This window comes from Wenyingzhuangia heitensis (assembly GCF_011762155.1).
GTDB lineage: Bacteria > Bacteroidota > Bacteroidia > Flavobacteriales > Flavobacteriaceae > Wenyingzhuangia > Wenyingzhuangia heitensis.
The window spans coordinates 1,954,251-1,977,088 of the sequence record NZ_JAASQL010000001.1 but is presented as its reverse complement, the minus strand read 5'-3'; the positions used below and the strand labels follow the sequence as shown (position 1 = coordinate 1,977,088).

Below are 22,838 nucleotides of genomic sequence, written 5' to 3'. Positions count from 1 at the left end.
TGCGTAATTCTAAATTTTCCCTTGATACGTATACAAATCAAAGTAACGGCCTTTAGCTGCTATTAACTCATCGTGGTTACCACGCTCTGCAATTTTCCCTCCTTCTATCACTAAAATTTGATCTGCTTTTCTAATGGTACTCAAACGGTGAGCAATTACAATAGTAGTTCTATTATTGGTTAATTTTGTCAAACTTTTCTGGATCAACACTTCACTTTCCGTATCTAAGTTAGAGGTTGCTTCATCTAAAATTATCACTTTAGGATCTGCCAATATAGCTCTAGCAATGGCTATTCGTTGTCTTTGCCCTCCCGATAATTTTACACCACGTTCTCCTATCAATGTATCTAATCCTAATTCAAACCGATCTGTAAACTCGTTTACATAAGCTGCATTTACTGCATTCTGTAATTGTTCATCAGTAGCATTGGGTCTTGGGAATAATATGTTTTCTTTAATAGTTCCTTCAAACAAAAACTCATCTTGTAAAACCACTCCTAAATGCTTTCTAAAACTATTCAATTTTATTTTAGATAAATCTTGTCCATCAACGGTAACAACTCCAGATTTTGGATTTAAAAATGTAGCTGATAAACCCGCAATGGTTGATTTTCCAGATCCTGAACTCCCTACCAAAGCCACTACAGAACCAGAGGGTGCGTTAAAACTAATATTGTGCAATACATTCTTGTTTTCTTCATAAGCAAAAGAAACATTGTTAAACTCCAAATCCCCTTTAAGACTTTCTAACTCAATCGTTCTATTTTCATCTTCATCCTCAGCTTGCATATTCATCAACTCCTCTGTTCTATCCAAACCTGCCAAAGCTTCGGTTAATTGGCTCCCAATATTACTCATTTGTACAATGGGTGCAATCATAAAACCTAGCAATAAGGTAAATGATAAAAAATCTCCTACTGTTAAATCTCCTTGAATGATTTTATAACCACCAATCCCCATAATTCCTGTAGAAGCTATTCCCAACAAAAAAGTAGAAGTACTCGTCATGATTGAAGTTGCAGTTAAACTCTTTTTTACGTTCTGAAACATTTTATCAACTCCTTTTTCAAAGACTTTATTCTCTTGCTCCTCGGCATTAAAAGCTTTTATCACTCTTACACCTGCTAAGGTTTCAGTTAAACGACCATTGACTTCTGCATTTATTTTTCCTCTTAACTTAAAAATAGGCCTTATATAAGAGAACGCTTTTAAAGCAATAAAACCAAAAACAGCTACAGGGACTAAAACAAAAAGAGTCATAGACCAGCTAATTTTTAGCAAAAGGATTAAAGATATTACAGCTGTAATAGTTCCCCCTACCAATTGTACCAATCCTGTTCCTATTAAATTACGAACCCCTTCCACATCATTCATAATTCTTGAGACCAAAGCTCCAGATTTGGTGTTATCAAAAAAGCTAATAGGCAAAGACAATACTTTTTTTTGTACCTGTGCTCTTAATTCTGATATTAAAAACTGAGCCTGTACACTTAATATTTTTGTTAATAAATAAGACGTTACTGCTTGTATTAAAATAGCACCTGCAACCAAACCTAACAAATTATAAAGTTCATCAAAGTCTTTGTTTGGAATTACTTCATCTAACAAAACCTTTGTTTTCCAGGGCAGTACCAAACTAGCCAAACGACTAAAAACAATTAATATCAACCCAATAAAAACGAGTTTTCTTCTTGGCCAAATAATGCTTTTAAAAGCGGAAACCATGGTGATTTTTGTTTTCTTATTTTTTGGCTTTTCACCTGTGTGCTGATAAGATTTCATTCTTTTTATTTAGAGGATAAATATGTAACTATTGTTTATAAAATTCTTTTTAAAAAATTATTTACAAACATTTTATTTGGATCTAATTTTTCTGACAGATCTTTAAATGCTTTCCAATTAGGATATAAACTATTCAATTCTGCTTTATTGTAATACGTTACTTTTGCCCAATGAGGTCTACCTTTGTATACTGCAAACAAATCATGTACATCTTTAAAATAAGCATCATAATCCATTGTTTTACCATAGGGCTTGTAAGCTATAATTCCAATATAACAAGTATCTCTATTATAAGCCATACTTAGATTAGCTTTGTTTTTGGGAGCAAAACGAACCTCTATAGGCATGTGTACTTTGTACTTTTTTTGATCTAAAAGAGCTTTTATTTTTACAAGTACCTCTTCTGTGTTTTCTATAGGAATCCCATACTCCATAACACTTTGTTTAACGTGAATAGGCAAAGTAAATCCGTCTAAAAAATTAGTAATTTGTTTGTTTTCCTTACTCAACAAGCTAGCAAACATAAAACGATTAAGTTGCGGAATTAAATTTGGAAAGAAAGACGTTATCCACAAACCGAATTCATGCATTATATTTCCTTTAAAAATATCTTGATACCAACTTAGTATTGTAGAAGCTTTGGTTGTTTTTTGATTGGTTTGATGTGCTGTCCAAAACTGAACTCTGTTGGTGTGTGGAGCCCACCAAAACCGCATATAATCGTTAGTTTTATAACAATCCACATTGGCTATCATTTCATCAAAACTGATACTTTTTGTTTGAATGGCTAAATTAAAATCATCAACCAACTGTAAGGTAACTGTAGATATAATTCCCAACGCTCCAATTCCTACCACAGCCGTATAAAATTCTTCTGAATTTATATACTTATCAAACACCTTTTTTTCTCCGTTAGCCGTTAAAATAGTAAAGGCTATTACAGATTGATCTAAAGCTTCTCTTTTAAAACCAGAACCATGGGTACCTGTGCTAATAGCCCCAGCAATACTCTGCTCTACAATAGTTCCTAAATTGGGCAAAGCCAATTTATTTTCTAACGCAGTATTGCATATTTTTTCTAAAGAAACACCTCCCGCTACTTTTATTGTTTTTAAAGAGGTATTAATTTCTAAAATTTGATTGTATCCTTTTAAATCAATCAAATACCCTTTTTTGGTAGCTCCTACAAGAGAGCAAGAATGTCCAGATCCTACTACCTTAACCGTAGTATTCTCCGTTTTTGCTTTATCTATAATTTCTAAAAGCTCTTTTTCTGAGCTAGGATATTCTATAAAATCTGGAGTAGAAACATACGAACCAGACCAGTTTATCCATTGTATCACTTTAGACATTTTGTGGGTTGTTATTTTAAACGAAAATAAAACATATTTATAAGCAGCGCTTACAAATATGCACATATACTGTAAACTGTAGTAGTTCTAATTAAGAATACATTACAAAAAGAAGAATTAATTCTTCTTTTTGTGTTATTAATTTTTATTTTTAGAGTTATGAAAAAGAAAAATTACCTAATTGCTATAGGCATTTTATTTAGTACTGTATGTGCAAAAGCTCAAACCCAAACAACTTTGTATTTTAGAAATGGACAAGTTTCTTGTGTGAGTTGGTACAATAACCATCAAAAATTAGACAGTTTAAAAACTTACTACAGAACAGGACAGTTAAACGAATCTTTTTATTACGATGCAAAAAGTGAATTTAATGGTAGATGTTCTCAATACAATGAAGATGGTTCTGTTAAAACGAAATGGTTGTTTGAACATGGAGAAATGATTAAAAGAGTTGATGATAACATTAAATACACCGATAAAAACAAAGTTTATATTCTAAATAAAATTTCTTCTCTAGAACAAATAAACATGGACATTAAGCTTTATGAAAACAAAAAAAACACCTACTATAAAGGTTTAGTTTTTAAAAGAGCCAAACTAAGAGGGCAACTTAATGAAAATACCTTAGCCCTACACGATTACATTCTCATAATAAAAGAATGGGAATTAAAAAAAGAGACTCCTGGTACCAAAAAAATGCTATCTCATTTGTATGATGAAATTGCAGGGTTTTACGCTAAATTAGACATTGTAGATATTGGCATACACTACAAACTAAAAGCCATTAGAACCAACCCTACAGAAAATAGATTAAACTATAATTTAGGAGCTTATTTTAATTATGTAAACCAATTAGATTTGGCTTTGCATTATTTGTATAAAACAACTAACAAAGCACCTAGACACCCTTTTGCCAACTGGGGATTGGGTATGGCACACATAAAACTTGGCAATTATGAAAAAGCCATAGAGCATTTAAACATTTGCTTTAGCAACGAAGAATCTTTACACAGATTAACTACGGGTGCTGCTGATGAAGGGATTAGAGCTTTAAGAGGAACCGCTTATGCCAACTTAGGAAAAGTTAAAGAAGCTAAAAAAGACTTAATTGATGCCATTGATTTAAAACAAGACAACTCTTATGCAATGTTTCAACTTGGATTGTTGTATTACAAAACAGGAAATGAAAAAAAGGCAAAAAAATGGATGACCAAAGCAAAAAAACTTGGTTACGATAAAAAACATTATGACACTAGTATTGATTATTATTTGAGTATTGGTTGCATCAAAGAAAAAGAAAATTTACCAGCCAAAGTCATTGCTCCTAGCTTGGCTTTAAACCCTATTCAGACCGATACGTATTTATTGGATAGTGATTTGCATGACTTTGATTTTTATGTGTACGATTATTTAAATGAGCTTGTATATTATGGTAAATCTAAAGATCAAAATATTAATTTAGAAAAATTAAAACCTGGTTTTTATATTCTAAAAATAAAATCAGAACCTAAAGAAATTAGTATTAAAATAATTAAAGAATAGCTTCCTATTTTTCCTGATGATATACGACTTACTAAAACAAAATATTCTAAAAAACGTTCAATTTTCTAAATCTGAATTGGATACTTTTTGCAAACACTTTCATCCTAAAATCATTCCTAAAAAAGAGATTTTATTATCGCAAGGAGAAATTTGTAAGTTTGAAGGTTTTGTATTAGAAGGTTGTTTTAGACTTTTTACGATTGATAACAAAGGAAATGAAATTACGCTCTATTTTGCTGTAAAAGACTGGTGGTTAATGGATGTTGATAGTTTTTTAAATAAAACTCCTTCTAGCATAAACATACAAGCTTTAGAAGATAGCAAAATTTTAATGATAGATAAATCTGATAAACTTGCTTTGTACCAATCTTTACCCGTAGTAGAAAAGTTATTTAGAATTATGTCTCAAAAAGCATTGGTGGCTTGGCAAAGACGTTTGATTAGAAATCATTGTTACACAGCCAAAGAACGTTATCATTATTTTTTAAAAACCTATCCAGATATTTCTTTAAAACTAACAGACAAGCAAATTGCCAGTTATGTAGGAATTACACATGAATTTCTTAGCAAACTAAAAAAACAACCAGCAGACCAATAATTATTTACAAATAGTTGAACAAGTTCAACTATTTTTCCTTTTGGGTTTCTAAAATTTGTATTTCAATTTTACAAATCCATATCAACTATGTTATCACCTTACAAAACAAAGTATTTTTTGTTACTTTTTACCGTATTATCATTTGCCATTACAAACGCACAAACCTCTAGTGAACTAATATTAAAAGAAGCCGAAAACGCAATTACAATTGCCAAACAAAAAGCAGTAGAGTTAGAGGCTTTGGTTAATATTGCAGTGGTAGATTCTGGAGCTAATTTGGTGGCTTTTGTAAGAATGGACAAATCTTATTTAGGAAGTATAGATGTTGCCATAAAAAAAGCAGAAACTGCTAGATATTTTAATATAGATACAGGTAAATTAGGAGAACTAACACAACCTGGAGGAATTATTTATAATATTGAGCATTCTAACGGAGGATTGATTACTTTTCCTGGAGGTGTGCCTGTAAAAGATAAAAATGGTAATATTATAGGAGCTGTAGGAGTGAGTGGCGGAACCATAAAACAAGACAGAGCAATTGCCATTGCAGCCGCAAAATCTATTACTAAAAATCGTTAAAAAAATATAAATTATGAATTTTATAAAGAATTACCTTTTTATTGCTGTTTTGTGTTTGTCTCAAATTTGTTTGTCACAAACTACTAACGATCTAACACTGTACAGAAAAGACTTTAAAGGTGTTAATGCTAAAAATACAGTGAGTGTTACTAGCTATCAAAAAAACGGAACTAATTATGTATACACTGGTGGAGCAGGAAATATTGATGTTTTTAGTGTAGACAAATCTGGTTTACTAACCGCTGTAAGCACGCATGAATTGTACAAGAAAAAAGGACCTGGTAGAGGTTTGGTTGCCGATAACATTAACGGAACCGATTTTTTATTTGTAGGTAACAAATACGGAAATGCTGTAGAGGTTTTTAAAATATTAGACAACGGATCTTTAGAACGTGTATTTTTAATAGAAGATACAGATGAAACACATTTAGGAACCGTAATTACCATAGAAGTTGTTCACATGAAAAAAGCTTCTTATTTATTTGTAGGAGGATTGGAAGACACTCCTGGGTTAACTTGTTTTAAAATTCATAATGACGGAAAATTAACGCATGTACAATCTATGAAGGATGACGAAAAAATTCATACCGATGGGGTTATTGGAATGTTTACACACAAAATAAAAGGAAAAACCTTTTTATTTACGGGTGGTTTTCAAGACAATGGTATCAGCAGTTTTAGAGTCTATGAAAATGGAACTTTTAAAAACATCAACAATATTGATGACAATACAACGGATAGATATCTAACAGGGGCATATCCCGTAACAGGAGTTACTTTTGGAGATGATCATTATGTAATTGTAGGTCACAGGCATCATAAATACTACACCAACAAAAGCTTTATCAAAAGACCTGATTTTGTATACCATGGTGATGCTGTAAGTGTTTTTAAAGTTAGTAAAAGAGGTAAGTTAGTTCCCCACTCTATTTTAAAAGATGATGAAAACACAAAGTTATCTGGACAAACAAGAATTGAAATTGTATCAGCAAACGAAAACGAAGCTATTATTGCTGTTGGAACTAGAGACGATGCTAGTATTCAGTTATGCAAACTAAATAAAAACGGAATCTTAACTCCTGTAAACTATTTAGAAACAGGATTCTCTATTTACTACGGATTAGAAGCCTTAAACATTGACAACAAAAACTTTCTTGTAGCAGGTTCTCAACAATGGGGTTTCCAAAAAATGGCAAGCTACCAAGTAGCACCTAAGAAAAAAGAAAGAGAAGGAAAAGTATTAAAACATTTGGTGAACCTAAAGTTTAAAGAAGGAACTCCACAAGAAAAAATAGATCATGCCATTGCTGTTTTTGAAGGCTTGGCAACCAAAGTTCCATCAGTAACCCATATGGAAGGTGGTTTGAATGATAGTACCGAAGGACACAGCAAAGGTTTTACTCATTCTTACAGCATCACTTTTAAAGATGACAATGCAAGAGAGATTTATTTGTTCCATCCTGAACATTTAAAATTAGTTAACATTGTAGGACCTTTATTGGCTGATGTTTTTGTAATAGATTATTGGACTGAATAACTTATTTACACAACCTACCCTTTAGCAAAAACAAATGTTAACCAGGATTTCTGATTTTATCGGAAATCCTGGTTTTTTTTTGTAAACAACTTAAAATCAATCGCTCTTTTTATTAACATTTAACTTCATCACGTAATATAATCATAAGAATCTACTAACCTCTACTTTTAGCTATTGTCTCATCTTCGTAAAAAATCAAACTAAAATTTTATGGCAACCCCAAACAAAAGTAGAAGACAGTTTATTCAGAATGCGTTAATGGCTACAGGAGGTATTATTCTAGCTCCCAACTTTATTAGTTGTAGTGATGATGATTTGACCAATAATACAATTGATACCAGCAACTTTACCAATAACAACTTTCAACACGGTGTAGGTAGTTTTGATCCTACATCATCAAAAGTGATTATTTGGACAAGATACAGCCAAGCTAACAAAGAAATTTTATGGGAAGTTGCTACAGACTCTCAATTTAATGATATTATTAGAAATGGTGCTATTGTTACAGATGCAGAAAGAGACAACACTCTTGCTATTGAATTGACAGAACTTACTGAAGGATTAAAACTTTATTATCGTTTTATAAATGAAGAAGACCAACAAATATCTGTTGTTGGAGAAACCATTACGTTACCAGAAAATGCAAGTAGTATAAAATTAGCTGTTTGTTCTTGCTCAAACTACCAGGCAGGTTTGTTTAACGTATACAATGCCATGGCAAAATCAGAAGCTGATATTATTGTACATTTAGGAGATTATTTTTATGAATACCAAGCAGGTGGTTATGGAGCTAATGATGAGAATGCTTTTTTAAATCGTTTTCACGAACCAGAACACGAAATTGTTTCTTTAGAAGATTATAGAACTCGCTATAAACAATACAAAACAGATGCTGACTTGCAATTGGCTCATCAAAAAAAACCTTTTATTTGTGTTTGGGATGATCATGAAGTAGCAAACGATACTTACAAAGATGGAGCTGAAAATCATTCGGCTAGTGAAGGGCCTTTTGAAACTAGAAAAAACGCAGCTTTAAAAGCCTACAGTGAATATTTGCCTTTTACCAAATTAGAAGCAGACAACGAGAGTTTAATCTACAGAACTTTTAACATTGGTAATTTGGTCAACCTAATTATGTTAGACACTCGTGTTATTGGACGTGACAAACAATTAAATATTGCTGATTATTTTACTGCTACAGGATTAGACGGGACAGCTTTTGAAGCAGCAGTTACAGATAGTAACAGAACATTATTGGGAACTACACAACGTGATTGGTTGTTCAATCAATTAAGCGCTAACACAAACAAATGGCAAGTATTAGGACAACAAGTTTTAATGGGAAAAATGAACATTCCGGCAGATTTGTTAATGGCTTTTGGAACTGCTGATTTTAATGATATTTTAGCTGAATTGGTTACGTTAAAAGTAAGATTACAACAAAATGATCCAACGTTAACTACAGAAGAATTAACAAGAATCAATTCAATACTACCTTATAATTTAGATGCTTGGGATGGTTATTATGCAGAGCGAGAACTTATTTACAATACTTTGGGTAGTAAAAAAATAGTTACCCTTGCTGGAGACACTCACAACGGATGGAGCAGTAAATTGGTTAAACAAGACAAAACCGAAGTGGGTATAGAAATTGCCACTGCAAGTATTAGCTCTCCTGGTTTTGAAGAATATTTAGGAGGAAATCCTAGTGCAGAAACCTTAACTGCTTTTGAAGGTGCTCTGACAACTTTAATTGATGATTTAACATACTTTAACTCTTCTAAAAGAGGTTTTGTGATGACTACATTTACCAATACAGAAGTAACCTCTGAATGGATTTATGTAGACACTCTTTTATCCTCTTCTTACACTACAGAAACAGCACACACAGTTACGTTTTCATAAGAGAATTTACAACCAACTAAAAAAGAGAAGCTAACATTAGCTTCTCTTTTTTTTTTAGATAATTAATTGTTGTGCTGATACGCTCCCGAAGAATAGGTCAATTCATAACTATGCGTATAAACTTCAAAAACAATCCCAAACGGATCTTCTACATAACACATTCTAAAAGGTTTGTCTTTAGGATAATATTCTCTTATAGGCATTCTTTGTTTTCCTCCGTAGGAAACAATTTTCTCTACCAATTCTTCAATATTTGGATCTTGTATACAAAAATGAAAGAGACCTGTGTTAAAAGGATTAAATTCTGGTGCTTCTTTTACTCCGTTAGGAAAACAGAACAACTCCACTCCTATTCCATCTGAAGTTGCCAAATGTGCAATTTCAAACTCTGTCCAATCATTTCCAAAAACATCAATACACATTTGACCAATAGCTGTTTCTTTTTCTTTCTTTACGGTTGATGGTTCCATAATTATATACCAACCCATTACTTCTGAATAGAATTTAACAGCTTCTTTTATATTAGGTACAGTTAAACCAATATGAGAAAATGCTTTAGGATAATTTTTATTTGCTGTCATAACTTACAATTTAGACTGTAAAATTACTTTATATTTGATTCTACTACAATAACTTACTTAAAAGTTGCATAGTTACCTAAATGGGTAAATTAATGATTATCAACAATCTAAAACTTAAAATTTGGAAAAAGAAATTAGCTGTCCTTTGCATTACACTATGAATTTGATAGGTACAAAATGGAAACCATTGATTTTATTTCATTTACTAGAAGGTAACTTACGCTCGGGAGTTTTACAAAAGAAAATCCTTGGAATCTCCAATAAAATGTTTACTCAAACTGTAAGAGAGTTAGAAAAAGACAAGCTTATTTCTAGAAAAGTATTTCCGGTAGTCCCTCCAAAAGTTGAGTATGAATTGACCAAAAGAGGAAAATCTCTAGAGTCTATTTTAAAAAGTTTAGATACTTGGGGAATAGAAGATTGTAAAAGTTGATTGATATCAACACTTAAAGACTTGATTATATTTGGATTACACTATTTGTTTTTTGTATTTTAATAAGGAACTTATAAAACAATATTCACATGAAATACATTAAAAACGTAGTAATAAAATCTAATGACAGAAGTGTAATGATCCACAGAGTATTACAAAACAAACGCTCTATTTTAACTCAAAAATTATTAAAAATAAATAGTTTGTTAAATCGTAAAGACAAAAATTTAATTGAAGATATGAACGACAAGGGAGTTTGTTTAGAAATTAACTACCCCTCTTGTGACTGGAGTATTAAAAATGCGAACAAACAAATGCTTAACAGGATTTTTGGCTAGTCTTAAAAACTATTTCATAAAATTCTATTAATTAATTTTAATCGTTGTTATGAATTTGTACAACACTTAGTAACATTACATTTACAATATTTTTTATTGTATAAATGCAATCCTATTAAGGCTAATGCAGGAATATAAATAGTTGCTTCGTTTAAAATAATTAACTCTAATTTTTCATTTGCAATTATTAAAAATAATACAAACCAGCTAAACCATAGCAAAGGTTTTATAAAAGAAATAGAGGTTTCTTGTGTCGATTTATAAACCGCAAAAAAAGAAATAACTAAAAATATATAATCAATAAAACTCCACCAATGTGGTACTGCCCCATTACAAGTTGTAGCACAAGTTTGAGCAATAAAAAGAAAAGGAGTAGCTACACAGTGTATTAAACATAAGCTACTGGCCAATGCCCCTAAAGTATCCGATTTTTCTTTTGTTAATATCATCATCTATTCTAATTTCGGTGCGAATATAGATAAATAAAACACTTAAATGCAACATTGATGCATTTAATTATTTTAAATAAATTACAATGCTATAAAATACATTCCATAATTTTACCAAATGGATTTTAAAGTCGTTTCTAAATACCAACCTACGGGTGATCAACCTACTGCTATTAAAGAATTGGTAGCAGGTGTTAACAATGGAGATAAATATCAAACCCTATTAGGAGTTACAGGGTCTGGTAAAACATTTACCGTTGCCAATGTTATAGAACAAGTAAAAAGACCCACGTTAGTCTTGGCACATAATAAAACCTTAGCAGCACAATTGTATTCTGAGTTTAAGAATTTTTTTCCAGACAATGCTGTAGAATATTTTGTGTCTTATTACGACTATTATCAACCCGAAGCTTTTATTCCAAGTACTGGAGTATATATAGAAAAAGATTTATCTATTAACGAAGAAATTGAACGTTTGCGTATTAGTACTTCATCTGCCCTACTTTCTGGTAGAAAAGATGTTTTGGTGGTAGCTTCTGTTTCTTGTCTGTATGGAATAGGAAATCCAGTAGAATTCAAAAAAAATGTAATCAACATACAAGTAGATCAAACACTTAGCAGAACCAAATTTTTACACATGTTGGTACAAAGTCTGTATGCCCGTACAGAGGCCGATATGAAAAGTGGTAACTTTAAAGTAAAAGGAGATACCGTTACTATTTTTCCTTCTTATGGAGAATATGCCTATAGAATCCATTTTTTTGGTGATGAGATTGAAGATATTGAATCTTACGATTTAGAAAACAAACAAGTTATAGAACGTTATGACAATTTAGACATATATCCTGCCAATTTATTTGTAACCTCTCCAGATGTTTTACAAACAGCCATTCATCAAATTCAAGACGATTTGATGAAACAACACGATTATTTTAATGAAATTGGGAAAAACTTAGAAGCGAAACGTTTAAAAGAACGTACTGAGTTTGATTTAGAAATGATTCGTGAATTGGGATATTGTAGCGGAATTGAAAACTACTCTAGATATTTAGATGGTCGTGAACCCGGAACAAGACCTTTCTGTTTGATAGACTATTTTCCCGAAGATTTTTTAATGGTGATTGATGAAAGTCATGTTACCGTTCCGCAAACCCATGCCATGTATGGCGGAGACCGTTCTCGTAAAGAAAATTTAGTAGAATTTGGATTTAGATTGCCTGCTGCTATGGACAATCGTCCGTTAAAATTTGAAGAATTTGAAGCCATACAAAATCAAGTAATATATGTAACTGCAACTCCTGCAGATTATGAATTAGAAAAATCTGACGGTGTGGTTGTAGAACAAGTTATTCGACCTACCGGATTGTTAGATCCTATTATAGAAGTTCGTCCTAGTAAAAATCAAATTGATGATTTGATTGAGGAAATACACAAACGTATTGAAGTAGATGAACGAGTTTTGGTAACTACCTTAACCAAACGTATGGCAGAAGAATTGGCTAAATATTTAACTAGAATTCAGGTTCGTTGTCGTTACATACATTCCGATGTAGATACTTTGGAACGTGTAGAAATTATGCAAGATTTGCGTAAAGGTTTGTTTGATGTTTTGATTGGAGTAAACCTGTTACGTGAAGGATTGGATTTACCCGAAGTTTCTTTAGTTGCAATTATTGATGCAGACAAAGAAGGTTTTTTACGTTCTCACAGATCTATTACTCAAACCGTAGGTAGAGCAGCAAGAAACGTAAACGGAATGGCTATTTTGTATGGTGATAAAATTACAAAAAGTATGCAATTAACCATTGATGAAACTGCTAGAAGAAGAGAAAAACAAATTGCATATAACGAAGCTAATGGAATTACTCCTACTCAAATTAAAAAAGACTTTGGTAATAATTTAACAGACAACCAAGGAACCAATTATGAGGAAATTCAGCACAATTTAGCTGCCGAAGAAGATTTAGATTACTTATCTAAACCTGTAATAGAAGAACGTATTAGAGAAAAACAGAGAGCGATGGAAAAAGCCGCTAAAAATTTAGATTTTATGGCTGCTGCCCAATTTAGAGATGAAATTAAGTTGTTAAAAACGAAATTGTAAATAACATTTCAAAAATGTTATTTACAATTATAAAAAAAACAATCCTAAAACAACGATTTGATAACGATCAAAAAAACAAATTCTGACAATCCAGACTTTAAAAATTTAGTTATAGAATTAGATGCTGATTTAAAATTCTATTATAAAGAGGAAAAGTCATTTTATGGAAAATTAAATAATATTGACAAAATAAAACATGTAATTGTTGCTTATGATGAACATAAAAATGCCATAGGTTGTGGAGGAATAAAAGAATTTTCTCAAAATAAAATGGAAATCAAACGAATGTATGTTCCTAATAATTACAGAAAGAAAGGTATTGCAACAATAATTCTGAAAGGATTAGAGAACTGGAGTAGTGAATTGAATTTTGAAAAATGTATTTTAGAAACACTCAAAGAAAAACCATATGCTATTGAATTTTATAAAAAAAACGATTACAAAATAATTCCAAATTTTGGAGAATATATAAATGCTGAAAACAGTATTTGCTTTGAAAAAAGAATATAATAAAACACTCTAAAACAACTGAATTTCAGGGATCCCAACATACTTTAATTTGTACTAGAATCTACCTATAAACACAACGAGAAACCTTATCATATTAAAGTTAAATACCTAAAAAAAACAAATAGTACCTACCATACATTAGAATATAAAAGCATGATGAATCTTTCTTACTAATTTTATAGCGAATTACAATTGTTTGCTTATTTTTGACATCTAAATTTTTATAATATATGTGGTACGAAGTAAAAGTTAAATACAGCAAAATAGACGACAACGAAAAAATTAAAACATTCAATCAGCCTTATTTATTTGATGCTTTAACTTTTACAGAAGCAGAAGCACGTGCTACAGAAGAAATGGGAAAATACCTTTCTGAAGGTTTTAAAATCACCAATATTAAGGTGGCTAATTTTTCCGAAATTTTCCCTAGTGAACACGGTGATCGTTGGTTTAAGTGTAAAGTTTCTTTGGTTACTTTAGACGAGGATAAAGGTTTAGAGCGTAGAACAAACACATATGTTTTGGTACAAGCTAATGATGTAAAAGATGCGTACGAATATTTATTAGAGCAATTTGCAGACTCTGTTTCAGATTTCTCTATTCCAAGTATTACAGAATCTCCTATTATAGATATTTTTCCGTTTTTTGATGGAGAGGAAGAGCCTATAGCGGAACCTGTTAAAACAGAAAATGTTTATACAGAAGCTTCTATTACAGAAGAAGATGAAGCAGATAACCAAGATGAATTTGTTGATGAAACTGAAGAAGAGACTTCAGAGGAAGAATAATGCAGAATTTAGCTTTTATTTTTGGAGGACTCTTTGGTGCTAGCGCAATTATACTAGGTGCATTTGGTAGCCATTTACTAAAAAAGAAATGGTCTAAAGAAATTTTAGATAGTTTTGAAATTGGTGTAAAATACCAAATGTATCATGCCTTATTTTTAATTTTGTTACAAATCTCCTTACCTTTTAACAACACAACCAGCAATTTAGCTGTTATATGTACTATTATAGGTGTGTTTTTATTCTCTGGGAGCATTTATGGAATTTGTATTTTAAAAAGTCGTAAACTTCCTGTTAAATTTATAGGTCCCTTAACTCCATTAGGAGGATTATGTTTACTTTTAGCTTGGTTATTTTTTATAATGGCATTGCTATAAACCCATGAACGAAAAAAAAGCATCTAGATCCTACCGAATTTTTAAACTTTTCATAGAAAAAAATCGTGTAATGGTAACTCATGCATTAGACATTTTTTTTAATGGTTTAAAAACAGGTGCAAGTGACACCAAAAAAACCAGACTGATTATACAAGCCTATGTAACCACAGGTAAAATTACCAAAGAAGAAGAAAAATTTATAAAATTTTATGCTTTTGATATGCTTAAAATAGCAGGAATTGGAATCCCTTTTGTGCTACTACCAGGAGCCAGTATTATTATCCCTTTTGTAATTAAAGCAGCAGAAAAAAGAAATATAGATTTAATGCCTTCTAACTTTAAGAACAAATCTAAATAAAGATCTCTTCTCTAATAACTTTTAAAAGCTACTATTTTTCAGTAACTTAAAGGAAATCAACACAAGAACCTTTAAATTATGAACACAAGAAAAATAATTTTTCAGAATGCTGCCAAAATTTATGCAGCCATCGTAGGTTTTTATTTTCTAATCAAACTAATAGGATTGACACACGTTATAGAATTGCGTTTTTTAAACATCCTATTTGTTTTATGGGGAATAAATACTGCCATTAAAACAAATATCCAACAACAAGATCACAATAATTATCTAAACAATCTCTTTACAGGGTTTTCTACAGGATTATTTGCTATTGTAGCTACTATTATCTCTATGATTATCTATGTTAGTTTTATAGACGACTCTTTACTAGTTATGCTACAAAAGTCATCTTTCTGGGGTAATCATTTAAATTTACCTAAAATTGTATTTTCTATGACAATTGAAGCCACTGCATCCTGTGTCATAAGTTCTTTTGGCTTAATGCAATATTGGAAAAAACAGAACATTAACTCCTATGCATAAATAATTCATTAAAAAACTCAATCATTCTGATTGAGTTTTTTAGTTTTAATAGTACTTTTAAAGCATCAATCTATATACTTTATGATTACTTTAAAAAACTTTAAAATTATAGCCTTGTTAGAAGGTATTTCTTACTTACTACTTTTAGGAATAGGAACTCCTTTAAAACATTTAACAGGCAACGATATTTTAGTAAGAACCTTAGGAATGCCTCATGGTTTGTTATTTGTTACTTATGTTTTATTTGCCTTTTTATTAAAAAGTGAACAGAAATGGAACACAAAAGAATTTGCTATTATTTTAGTTTGTTCTATTTTGCCTTTCGGTACTTTTTATGCAGATAAAAAATATTTACAAACAAAATAATTTCTACATCTAATGAATAAATTTATATCATTCTTAATAGTTAGTACAATTGCAATCAGTTGTAAAACCAAACCTAGTTATACATCAAATCTATCTTTAAAAGACAGACCCGTTTACAAAGTACACAAAGCTACTTCTAAAATTACGGTTGACGGAAAATTAGATGACGAAGCATGGAAACAGGCAACAGCTACTAATTTTGATTATTTTTATTTAACCAATGGCAAAGAAGAAGAGCAAAAGACTACTTTTAGAATGTTATGGGATGAAGAAAATATTTATGTCCATTACGATCTAGAAGATAAATTCATCAATGCCAAAGAAACAAAAAGAGACGGTGCTCCTTACTTAGATGATTGTATAGAATTATTTTTAACACCCGCTCCTAATGGAGAAAATATTCATTATTGTTTTGAAATAAATCCTTACAAAGCTGTAAATGATTTAGTTTTTGTTAACAATTTCCATCAAGGAAAAAATGCAGCTATTAGAACTTTTAATCCTGATATTGAGTTAGAGGTAACCATAAAAGGAACACTAAACAACAATAACGACATTGATGAAGGATGGACTTTAGAGATGGCAATACCACATAGTATTTTTAATAATGTATCAACTCAATATCCTGTAGCACTAGGTAGTCAATGGGCTTTTTTAGCACTAAAACAAATTAGAGACGACAACAATGTGGGAAGAAGAGTTGTATCTACTATTTTTCCTGTAGACAACATTAAAGAAAAAGATGTTCATCAACCAGAAATGTTTGGTTTGTTAGAGTTTGTTAAATAACACTCTTTTTATTTTACTTTATTATTCTATTTCTTACCTTATTTTTAATGCAATATTCATCAAACTTTTCTCTTAAAAATTATAATACTTTTGGTATAAATGCCAAAGCAAAAAAGTTTATTTCTGTTAAAAAATTATCAGAATTAAAACAAGTATTACAAGATAACAATGACTATTTTTTATTGGGTGGTGGTAGTAATATGCTACTAACTAAAGATATTGATACTACTGTAGTACATGTAAATTTACAAGGTATTATTGTTAATAATCAAAAAGAAAACTATGTAGAAGTAACAGCAATGGCTGGAGAGAATTGGCATGAGTTTGTGCTTTGGTGTATAGATCAAAATTTTGGAGGTATAGAAAACCTATCTTTAATTCCAGGAAATGTTGGTACCTGTCCTATTCAGAATATTGGAGCTTATGGTTTTGAGGTAAAAGACACAATTGTTAGTGTTGAGGTTTTAAACACCAAAACACTAAAAACAGAGACATTTACCAATAGTGAATGTGAATTTGGCTATCGTAATTCAATTTTTAAAAACACCGCTAAAGGGCAATATGTTATTACAAGTGTTACTTTTAAATTAACCACAAAAAACCATTTAACAAATACGTCTTACGGAGCTATTCAAGAAGAGTTAAAAAATATCTCTACTCCTACTATTAAAGATATTAGCAATGCAATTATTGCTATTAGAAACAGTAAATTACCTAACCCTAAAGAAATTGGTAATAGTGGTAGTTTTTTTAAAAATCCCGTAATTTCAACAAGTATATTTTCAGAAATACAAAAGAAACATCCAGAAATCCCGTCCTATCCTGTTTCAGAAACAACAATTAAAATTCCTGCAGGTTGGTTGATAGAAAAAGCAGGGTTTAAAGGAAAACGTTTTGGTAAAGCTGGAGTACATAGTAAACAAGCCTTGGTCTTAGTAAATTATGGAAATGCAACAGGTAAAGAAATATATGAAATTGCAAAAAAAATCCAGAGAAAAATCAAATCTGAATTTGAAATTCCTCTGGAAATTGAAGTCAATGTTTATTAAGTAATATTATCTTTCTAAATCATTAGAAATTCTTGTTCCAACATACTCATCATCTATAATATCTAAAATGATATTTTCTGTTTTACCATTTACAATATAAGTTGGAATGTTGTTTTTAGCTGATTTTTGAGCCACACTAATTTTAGATCTCATTCCTCCTCTACCTTCACCTTCACCTTTTTTATTAGGCTGAATGTATTGGTCTAAGTTTTCTGTAGAGGTTACTTCTTCAATTAATTCAGTTCCTTCATCACTAGGATTCCCTGTGTAAACCCCATCAATATCTGTTAAAATAATCAATTTATCAGCCTCAACCAATTCAGCAATTAAACTTGCCATTTCATCGTTGTCTGTAAACATAGTTGATGTTAATGAAACGGTATCATCTTCGTTTGCTACAGGAATTACTCCCTCTTCTAACAAACCTTTATAACAGTTTACCATATTATCACGGTGTACCCCTGGTTGAAAATCTCTTTTAGTAGGCAATACCTGAGCACAATTAATTCCATAATCATGAAAAATATTATAATACAAACGCATCATTCTTGGTTGACCTATAGAAGAGTAAACTTGTCTTCTGATAGATGGATCTTTAATAATAGAAGGCCCTAATACTTCTTTACCTGCAATTGCAGATCCCGAAGAAACTAAAATGGTCATAATATTACGTTCATATAAATCAGCAATTTGAGACACCAAGTTTTGAAGAACAGGTCTAACAATTCTATTGTTTTTATTCTTCATTACATTAGTTCCTACTTTTACAACTATTAATTGATCGTACATAAAATTTTATTTTTGTTAAATTTTACACAAAAATACAAAAACCTTGTGCTATAAACCTTTCATTCCTTAAAAACTTAACAAAAGTTGATTAAAAACAATTTTATCTAAGCGAAAGTAGACAATAAAAAAGGCCATTCTTAGTTGTTCTTAATTTTATGCAAAAAAAAATAGTGGATCTATTTTGTAACCTTTTTAGCACTATTTCTACTATTAAAAAACAGCAATTATAGATACGCACTTAGTACCTTAATATTTTACTTGTGTTTCTAAAAAATGTATCTTTACCAAAAATATTTTTATATGAAACTATTTCTTATTTCATTAGGTTTATTAGCGTTAGCTTTTGCAGGAATTGCAATTAAAATATGGGGTAAAAAAGACGGAGAATTTTCTGGTACTTGTGCTAGTCAAAATAGCAATTTTAACGAATCTGGTGAGCCTTGTGGTTTTTGTGGTAAAATGCCCGAAGACTGCGAAAACAAATAACACTTCTTCACTTTTTACCTGTATATGACTTTTTTTCTTTTAGTGCTATGTATTGTTATTATTACAATACATCTTATTTTTTATCTTGTTGTTTTTAACTTTTTTAATTTTACAAAAAAGAAAGAACTTCCTAAAAACACAATTCCTATATCTGTAATTGTGTGTGCAAAAAATGAGGCCGAAAATTTAAAAACACTATTGCCTGTATTAGTAAAACAGCAATATTCAGACTTTGAAATTGTTTTAATTAACGATCGTTCTTATGATGAAACAGAAGATATATATAGTGAATTTGCAGAAAAATATTCTTTCATAAAAATTGTAACTGTCCAAGAATCTGATCATTTTTACGGAAACAAAAAATATGCACTTACATTAGGTATTAAAGCCGCTACTAATGATTGTTTGTTATTTACAGATGCTGATTGTTTGCCAAAAAGTAATTTTTGGATTCAGGAAATGGCAAATCATTTTAACGGAGAAACTAAAATTGTGTTAGGTTACGGACCTTATGAAACCATTGCTAACCAATTTTTAAACAAATTAATTAGATACGAAACCGTAATTACAGCATTGCAATACTTTTCTCTTGCAAAAATGGGGAGCCCTTATATGGGAGTAGGTAGAAATTTAATGTATAGCAAACAAGTATTTCTTAAAAATAAAGGATACAATCAGTATGTTAAAATTATGTCTGGTGATGATGATTTACTCATCAATCAAATAGCCAATTCTACAAATACAGAAATTTGTTTTGAAGAACAAAGTCATATGACCTCTAATCCTAAAACAACATTTAAACAATTAGTCACACAAAAAAGAAGACACATAAGTACTGTAGATTATTACCAAAAAAAACACAAGTACCTACTAGGGGTATATGCTTTTAATAGATTCTTATTCTGGGGTGTACTTCCATTTACTCTACTATATGTTCAAACCCCTAAAAATCAAATTTTTATTGGATCTTTAATTGTTTTTAAATGGATAAGTGAATATATTGTTGTTGGAATTGCTTCACACAAACTAAAAGAAAAAAAATTACTTGCTTTTATTCCTATTCTAGATTTTGTGTTATTATTATTTCAAATTTATATTTTTAGTTGCAATTCTTTATCTAAACCCAAAAAGTGGTCATGACCTCTAAAGACATTCTTTTTACACATATTAAAGCAGCTCAAAAAGGAGATCAAACTGCATACCACTACTTGTTAAATTTATATTGGAACGATGTATATCTATTTTTACAATCTAAAATTAGTAACGATAGTATAGATGCTGAAGACATTACCATTATTACTTTTTCTAAAGCTTTTGATAAAATAGAATCTTACGACGACACTTTTAGCTTTAAAACCTGGTTGTTTACCATTGCTAAAAATTTATTAATTGATGAATTTCGAAAAAAAAAGAATCCAACCATATCTATAGGCAGTAATAATAAAGAAGTCTATCAATTGTTTGATAACAATCCTTCCCCTGAAGATAAAATTATTATAGAACAAAATTTAGCGGAATTAAAAAGAAATATCAAACAATTAAAACCTAAATACCAACAGGTTATAAATTTTAGATATTTTCAAGAAATGTCTTATCAAGAAATTGCAACGGCTCTTAGCGAACCTATTAATAACGTTAAAGTAAAATTATTAAGAGCAAAAAAACTATTGGCTGAAATTATTACCAACCCAAATGTTAAAAAATAAAGATCAATTTAAAGTCTGTTTTGTTTGATTTTAATGTTGGCTACTTTTTCACCCTTCTTTTAGGGCTTTGCTTTTTAGCAATGGGAGTACTTGTTATGTTTAATAGCGGAACCGTTTTTAACAACGGAGCTTTAGCTTTTAGCAAACAATTAATAGAAATGTATACTAAAAACATTGGTGGATCTGCTTTTATATTTATTGCTATAGCCGCCTTTACCACTATGCTTAGTGCTACTCTAACCGCTTTAGATGCATCTGCTAGAACTATGGATACTACCATAAACTTGCTCTGTAAAACATCTTTAAAAAAAACATACACTTACTGGCTAGCCTCTTTGACAATAGGGACCATTTTAATTATTTCTTTTTTTACAAATCAAATGTTAACCTTAGTTAAAATTGCAACGGTTATAGGTTTTTTAACCACTCTTTTTTTGCTATTTTAAACTATAAATTAATTACGAGTAAACACACTCCTAAATCTCATCAACCCAAATTAAGTTCAAAAATACTTTCTTGGATTGGTCTTGTATTTTTAACAGGTTTTAGTATCTGGTATGTATCTACACTTTTTGCGTAATAATTAAATAGCCACTCATTCAATCCACTTGCGTTTTGTATCTTTGTTAGTCTAAAAAGAAAGCACATGAGTACGGAAACATCCACATTTAAATCTGTATTACCAAGCAAAACAAATACAACAAACCCTGGAACAATTCCTGTAGGAAAGAAAAAACCAGATTGGTTGCGTGTAAAATTACCTGTAGGTAAAAAATACACCGAGCTAAGAGGTTTAGTAGACAAGTACAAGTTAAATACAATTTGTACAAGTGGTAGTTGCCCAAATATGGGAGAATGTTGGGGTGATGGTACTGCTACTTTTATGATTTTAGGAAACATTTGTACACGTTCTTGTGGATTTTGCGGTGTAAAAACAGGAAAACCAGAAACTGTAGAATGGGATGAACCTGAAAAGGTTGCCCGATCTATTAAAATTATGAAAATTGAGCATGCCGTGTTAACCTCTGTAGATAGAGATGATTTAAAAGATGGTGGTTCTATTATTTGGGCAGAAACAATTGCTGCTGTACGTAGAGCTAACCCAAACACAACAATGGAAACATTGATTCCAGACTTTCAAGGAAACACAGCTAATATAGACAGGTTGATTAAAGCTGCCCCAGAAGTAATTTCTCATAATTTAGAAACGGTAAGACGTTTAACCAGGGAAGTACGTATACAAGCACAATATGACAGAAGTTTAGAGGTCTTAAGATATTTAAAAGAACAAGGACAACGCAGAACCAAATCAGGAATTATGTTAGGCTTAGGAGAAACTAAAGAAGAGGTTTTTGAAAGCTTAAGAGATTTAGCCAATGCAAATGTTGACGTTGTTACTTTAGGACAATACTTACAACCTAGTAAAAAACATTTGCCGGTAAAAGAGTTTATAACTCCTGAGTTGTTTAAAGAGTATGAAATATACGCTAAAAAACTAGGTTTTAAACATGTAGAAAGTTCTGCCCTTGTTAGATCCTCTTATCATGCAAAAAAACACGTTAACTAATACTTTTGGCACAGTACTTGTAAATACTATTATAGTTAGTTAGAAAAATATTTTTTTTCGAATTTAGTATAGTTTAAGTTTAGTTAGTTTGAAACAACCTTCAGTTCCCCAACTGAAGGTTGTTTTATGTTGATTTAATATGTATCTAAAATAAATACTTTCTTAAAATTATAAACTCAGCAATAGTTTTTGGCACAGTACTTGTAAATACTATTATAGTTAGTTAGAAAAATAATTTTTTCGAATTTAGTATAGTTTAAGTTTAGTTAGTTTGAAACAACCTTCAGTTCCCCAACTGAAGGTTGTTTTATGTTGATTTAATATGTATCTA

The 22,838-nt window shown here is 30.6% G+C and carries 26 protein-coding genes; 21 read left to right on the top strand and 5 right to left on the bottom strand.

Translation table 11 applies throughout. The features are described from left to right. Nucleotides 1–9: 9 nt before the first annotated feature. Nucleotides 10–1,725 carry an ABC transporter ATP-binding protein gene (locus FHR24_RS08350; protein WP_394352392.1) on the bottom strand — a complete coding sequence of 572 codons (1,716 nt, stop codon included), beginning with the start codon at nucleotides 1,723–1,725 and terminating at the stop codon, nucleotides 10–12. A 92-nt stretch (nucleotides 1,726–1,817) separates the two neighbouring features. Beyond that, entirely contained in the window at nucleotides 1,818–3,134 is a 1,317-nt protein-coding gene (locus FHR24_RS08345) for a D-arabinono-1,4-lactone oxidase (RefSeq protein WP_167186635.1), read from the bottom strand. Between the two features lie 159 nt (nucleotides 3,135–3,293). Here FHR24_RS08345 and FHR24_RS08340 point away from each other — a divergent pair, with 159 nt between their 5' ends. From FHR24_RS08340 to FHR24_RS08320, 5 genes are all read left to right on the top strand, one after another. Beyond that, the gene (locus FHR24_RS08340; protein WP_167186632.1) at nucleotides 3,294–4,676 is read left to right on the top strand and encodes a tetratricopeptide repeat protein; all 1,383 of its coding nucleotides are present in this window, start codon (nucleotides 3,294–3,296) and stop codon (nucleotides 4,674–4,676) included. Between the two features lie 16 nt (nucleotides 4,677–4,692). After that, entirely contained in the window at nucleotides 4,693–5,274 is a 582-nt protein-coding gene (locus tag FHR24_RS08335; RefSeq protein WP_167186629.1) for a Crp/Fnr family transcriptional regulator, read from the top strand. 87 nt (nucleotides 5,275–5,361) lie between these two features. Next, nucleotides 5,362–5,853, top strand: coding sequence for a GlcG/HbpS family heme-binding protein (locus FHR24_RS08330; protein WP_167186626.1), 492 nt, complete (start codon nucleotides 5,362–5,364; stop codon nucleotides 5,851–5,853). Nucleotides 5,854–5,866: 13 nt separating this feature from the next. Further along, nucleotides 5,867–7,390, top strand: a complete 1,524-nt coding sequence (locus FHR24_RS08325) for a Dabb family protein (RefSeq protein WP_167186623.1) — start codon at nucleotides 5,867–5,869, stop codon at nucleotides 7,388–7,390. 210 nt (nucleotides 7,391–7,600) lie between these two features. Continuing rightward, nucleotides 7,601–9,295, top strand: a complete 1,695-nt coding sequence (locus FHR24_RS08320; RefSeq protein WP_167186621.1) for an alkaline phosphatase D family protein — start codon at nucleotides 7,601–7,603, stop codon at nucleotides 9,293–9,295. 62 nt (nucleotides 9,296–9,357) lie between these two features. Here the strand turns inward: FHR24_RS08320 and FHR24_RS08315 are convergent, their stop codons facing one another. Further along, nucleotides 9,358–9,876: a VOC family protein gene (locus FHR24_RS08315; RefSeq protein WP_167186617.1), complete on the bottom strand. Its 519-nt coding sequence runs from the start codon at nucleotides 9,874–9,876 to the stop codon at nucleotides 9,358–9,360. 157 nt (nucleotides 9,877–10,033) lie between these two features. On the opposite strand from FHR24_RS08315, the gene FHR24_RS08310 reads away from it, so the two are divergent. Both FHR24_RS08310 and FHR24_RS08305 read left to right on the top strand, forming a co-directional pair. Next, nucleotides 10,034–10,309, top strand: a complete 276-nt coding sequence (locus FHR24_RS08310) for a winged helix-turn-helix transcriptional regulator (protein ID WP_208412318.1) — start codon at nucleotides 10,034–10,036, stop codon at nucleotides 10,307–10,309. 89 nt (nucleotides 10,310–10,398) lie between these two features. After that, nucleotides 10,399–10,647, top strand: a complete 249-nt coding sequence (locus FHR24_RS08305) for a hypothetical protein (protein WP_167186611.1) — start codon at nucleotides 10,399–10,401, stop codon at nucleotides 10,645–10,647. A gap of 47 nt (nucleotides 10,648–10,694) precedes the next feature. Here the strand turns inward: FHR24_RS08305 and FHR24_RS08300 are convergent, their stop codons facing one another. After that, nucleotides 10,695–11,099 (bottom strand): MerC domain-containing protein, encoded by a 405-nt coding sequence (locus tag FHR24_RS08300; RefSeq protein WP_317166186.1) that lies wholly within the window; start codon nucleotides 11,097–11,099, stop codon nucleotides 10,695–10,697. A gap of 115 nt (nucleotides 11,100–11,214) precedes the next feature. Here FHR24_RS08300 and uvrB point away from each other — a divergent pair, with 115 nt between their 5' ends. From uvrB to murB, 9 genes are all read left to right on the top strand, one after another. Then, complete coding sequence (uvrB, locus tag FHR24_RS08295; RefSeq protein ID WP_167186608.1) at nucleotides 11,215–13,200, top strand: excinuclease ABC subunit UvrB; 1,986 nt, start codon at nucleotides 11,215–11,217, stop codon at nucleotides 13,198–13,200. 57 nt (nucleotides 13,201–13,257) lie between these two features. Continuing rightward, nucleotides 13,258–13,710 carry a GNAT family N-acetyltransferase gene (locus FHR24_RS08290; protein WP_167186605.1) on the top strand — a complete coding sequence of 151 codons (453 nt, stop codon included), beginning with the start codon at nucleotides 13,258–13,260 and terminating at the stop codon, nucleotides 13,708–13,710. A 230-nt stretch (nucleotides 13,711–13,940) separates the two neighbouring features. Then, a complete protein-coding gene (locus FHR24_RS08285) occupies nucleotides 13,941–14,498 on the top strand; it encodes a DUF4494 domain-containing protein (protein WP_167186602.1) in 558 nt (185 codons plus the stop codon). Beyond that, nucleotides 14,498–14,872, top strand: coding sequence for a DUF423 domain-containing protein (locus tag FHR24_RS08280; protein ID WP_167186599.1), 375 nt, complete (start codon nucleotides 14,498–14,500; stop codon nucleotides 14,870–14,872). Before FHR24_RS08285 ends, FHR24_RS08280 begins: the two co-directional genes overlap by 1 nt. Before the next feature lie 4 nt (nucleotides 14,873–14,876). After that, nucleotides 14,877–15,230, top strand: coding sequence for a hypothetical protein (locus tag FHR24_RS08275; RefSeq protein ID WP_167186597.1), 354 nt, complete (start codon nucleotides 14,877–14,879; stop codon nucleotides 15,228–15,230). A 78-nt stretch (nucleotides 15,231–15,308) separates the two neighbouring features. Beyond that, on the top strand, nucleotides 15,309–15,755 hold the full coding sequence (locus FHR24_RS08270) for a hypothetical protein (protein ID WP_167186594.1): 447 nt from the start codon (nucleotides 15,309–15,311) through the stop codon (nucleotides 15,753–15,755). 81 nt (nucleotides 15,756–15,836) lie between these two features. Further along, nucleotides 15,837–16,121 carry a DUF3817 domain-containing protein gene (locus FHR24_RS08265; RefSeq protein WP_167186591.1) on the top strand — a complete coding sequence of 95 codons (285 nt, stop codon included), beginning with the start codon at nucleotides 15,837–15,839 and terminating at the stop codon, nucleotides 16,119–16,121. 12 nt (nucleotides 16,122–16,133) lie between these two features. After that, nucleotides 16,134–16,910 carry a carbohydrate-binding family 9-like protein gene (locus FHR24_RS08260; protein ID WP_167186588.1) on the top strand — a complete coding sequence of 259 codons (777 nt, stop codon included), beginning with the start codon at nucleotides 16,134–16,136 and terminating at the stop codon, nucleotides 16,908–16,910. A 47-nt stretch (nucleotides 16,911–16,957) separates the two neighbouring features. Then, entirely contained in the window at nucleotides 16,958–17,959 is a 1,002-nt protein-coding gene (gene murB, locus FHR24_RS08255; protein ID WP_167186585.1) for a UDP-N-acetylmuramate dehydrogenase, read from the top strand. A 6-nt stretch (nucleotides 17,960–17,965) separates the two neighbouring features. On the opposite strand, the gene proB is transcribed toward murB, so the two are convergent. After that, on the bottom strand, nucleotides 17,966–18,748 hold the full coding sequence (proB, locus tag FHR24_RS08250; protein WP_167186582.1) for a glutamate 5-kinase: 783 nt from the start codon (nucleotides 18,746–18,748) through the stop codon (nucleotides 17,966–17,968). A 300-nt stretch (nucleotides 18,749–19,048) separates the two neighbouring features. Between proB and FHR24_RS08245 the strand changes: the two genes are divergently transcribed. From FHR24_RS08245 to lipA, 5 genes are all read left to right on the top strand, one after another. Beyond that, complete coding sequence (locus tag FHR24_RS08245; protein WP_167186579.1) at nucleotides 19,049–19,234, top strand: membrane or secreted protein; 186 nt, start codon at nucleotides 19,049–19,051, stop codon at nucleotides 19,232–19,234. Nucleotides 19,235–19,258: 24 nt separating this feature from the next. Next, the gene (locus FHR24_RS08240) at nucleotides 19,259–20,374 is read left to right on the top strand and encodes a glycosyltransferase (RefSeq protein ID WP_167186575.1); all 1,116 of its coding nucleotides are present in this window, start codon (nucleotides 19,259–19,261) and stop codon (nucleotides 20,372–20,374) included. Next, complete coding sequence (locus FHR24_RS08235) at nucleotides 20,371–20,940, top strand: RNA polymerase sigma factor (RefSeq protein WP_167186572.1); 570 nt, start codon at nucleotides 20,371–20,373, stop codon at nucleotides 20,938–20,940. Before FHR24_RS08240 ends, FHR24_RS08235 begins: the two co-directional genes overlap by 4 nt. An 80-nt stretch (nucleotides 20,941–21,020) precedes the next feature. Next, a complete protein-coding gene (locus tag FHR24_RS08230; protein ID WP_167186569.1) occupies nucleotides 21,021–21,386 on the top strand; it encodes a hypothetical protein in 366 nt (121 codons plus the stop codon). A gap of 200 nt (nucleotides 21,387–21,586) precedes the next feature. Next, the gene (gene lipA / locus FHR24_RS08225; protein WP_208412304.1) at nucleotides 21,587–22,507 is read left to right on the top strand and encodes a lipoyl synthase; all 921 of its coding nucleotides are present in this window, start codon (nucleotides 21,587–21,589) and stop codon (nucleotides 22,505–22,507) included. Nucleotides 22,508–22,838: the final 331 nt, after the last annotated feature.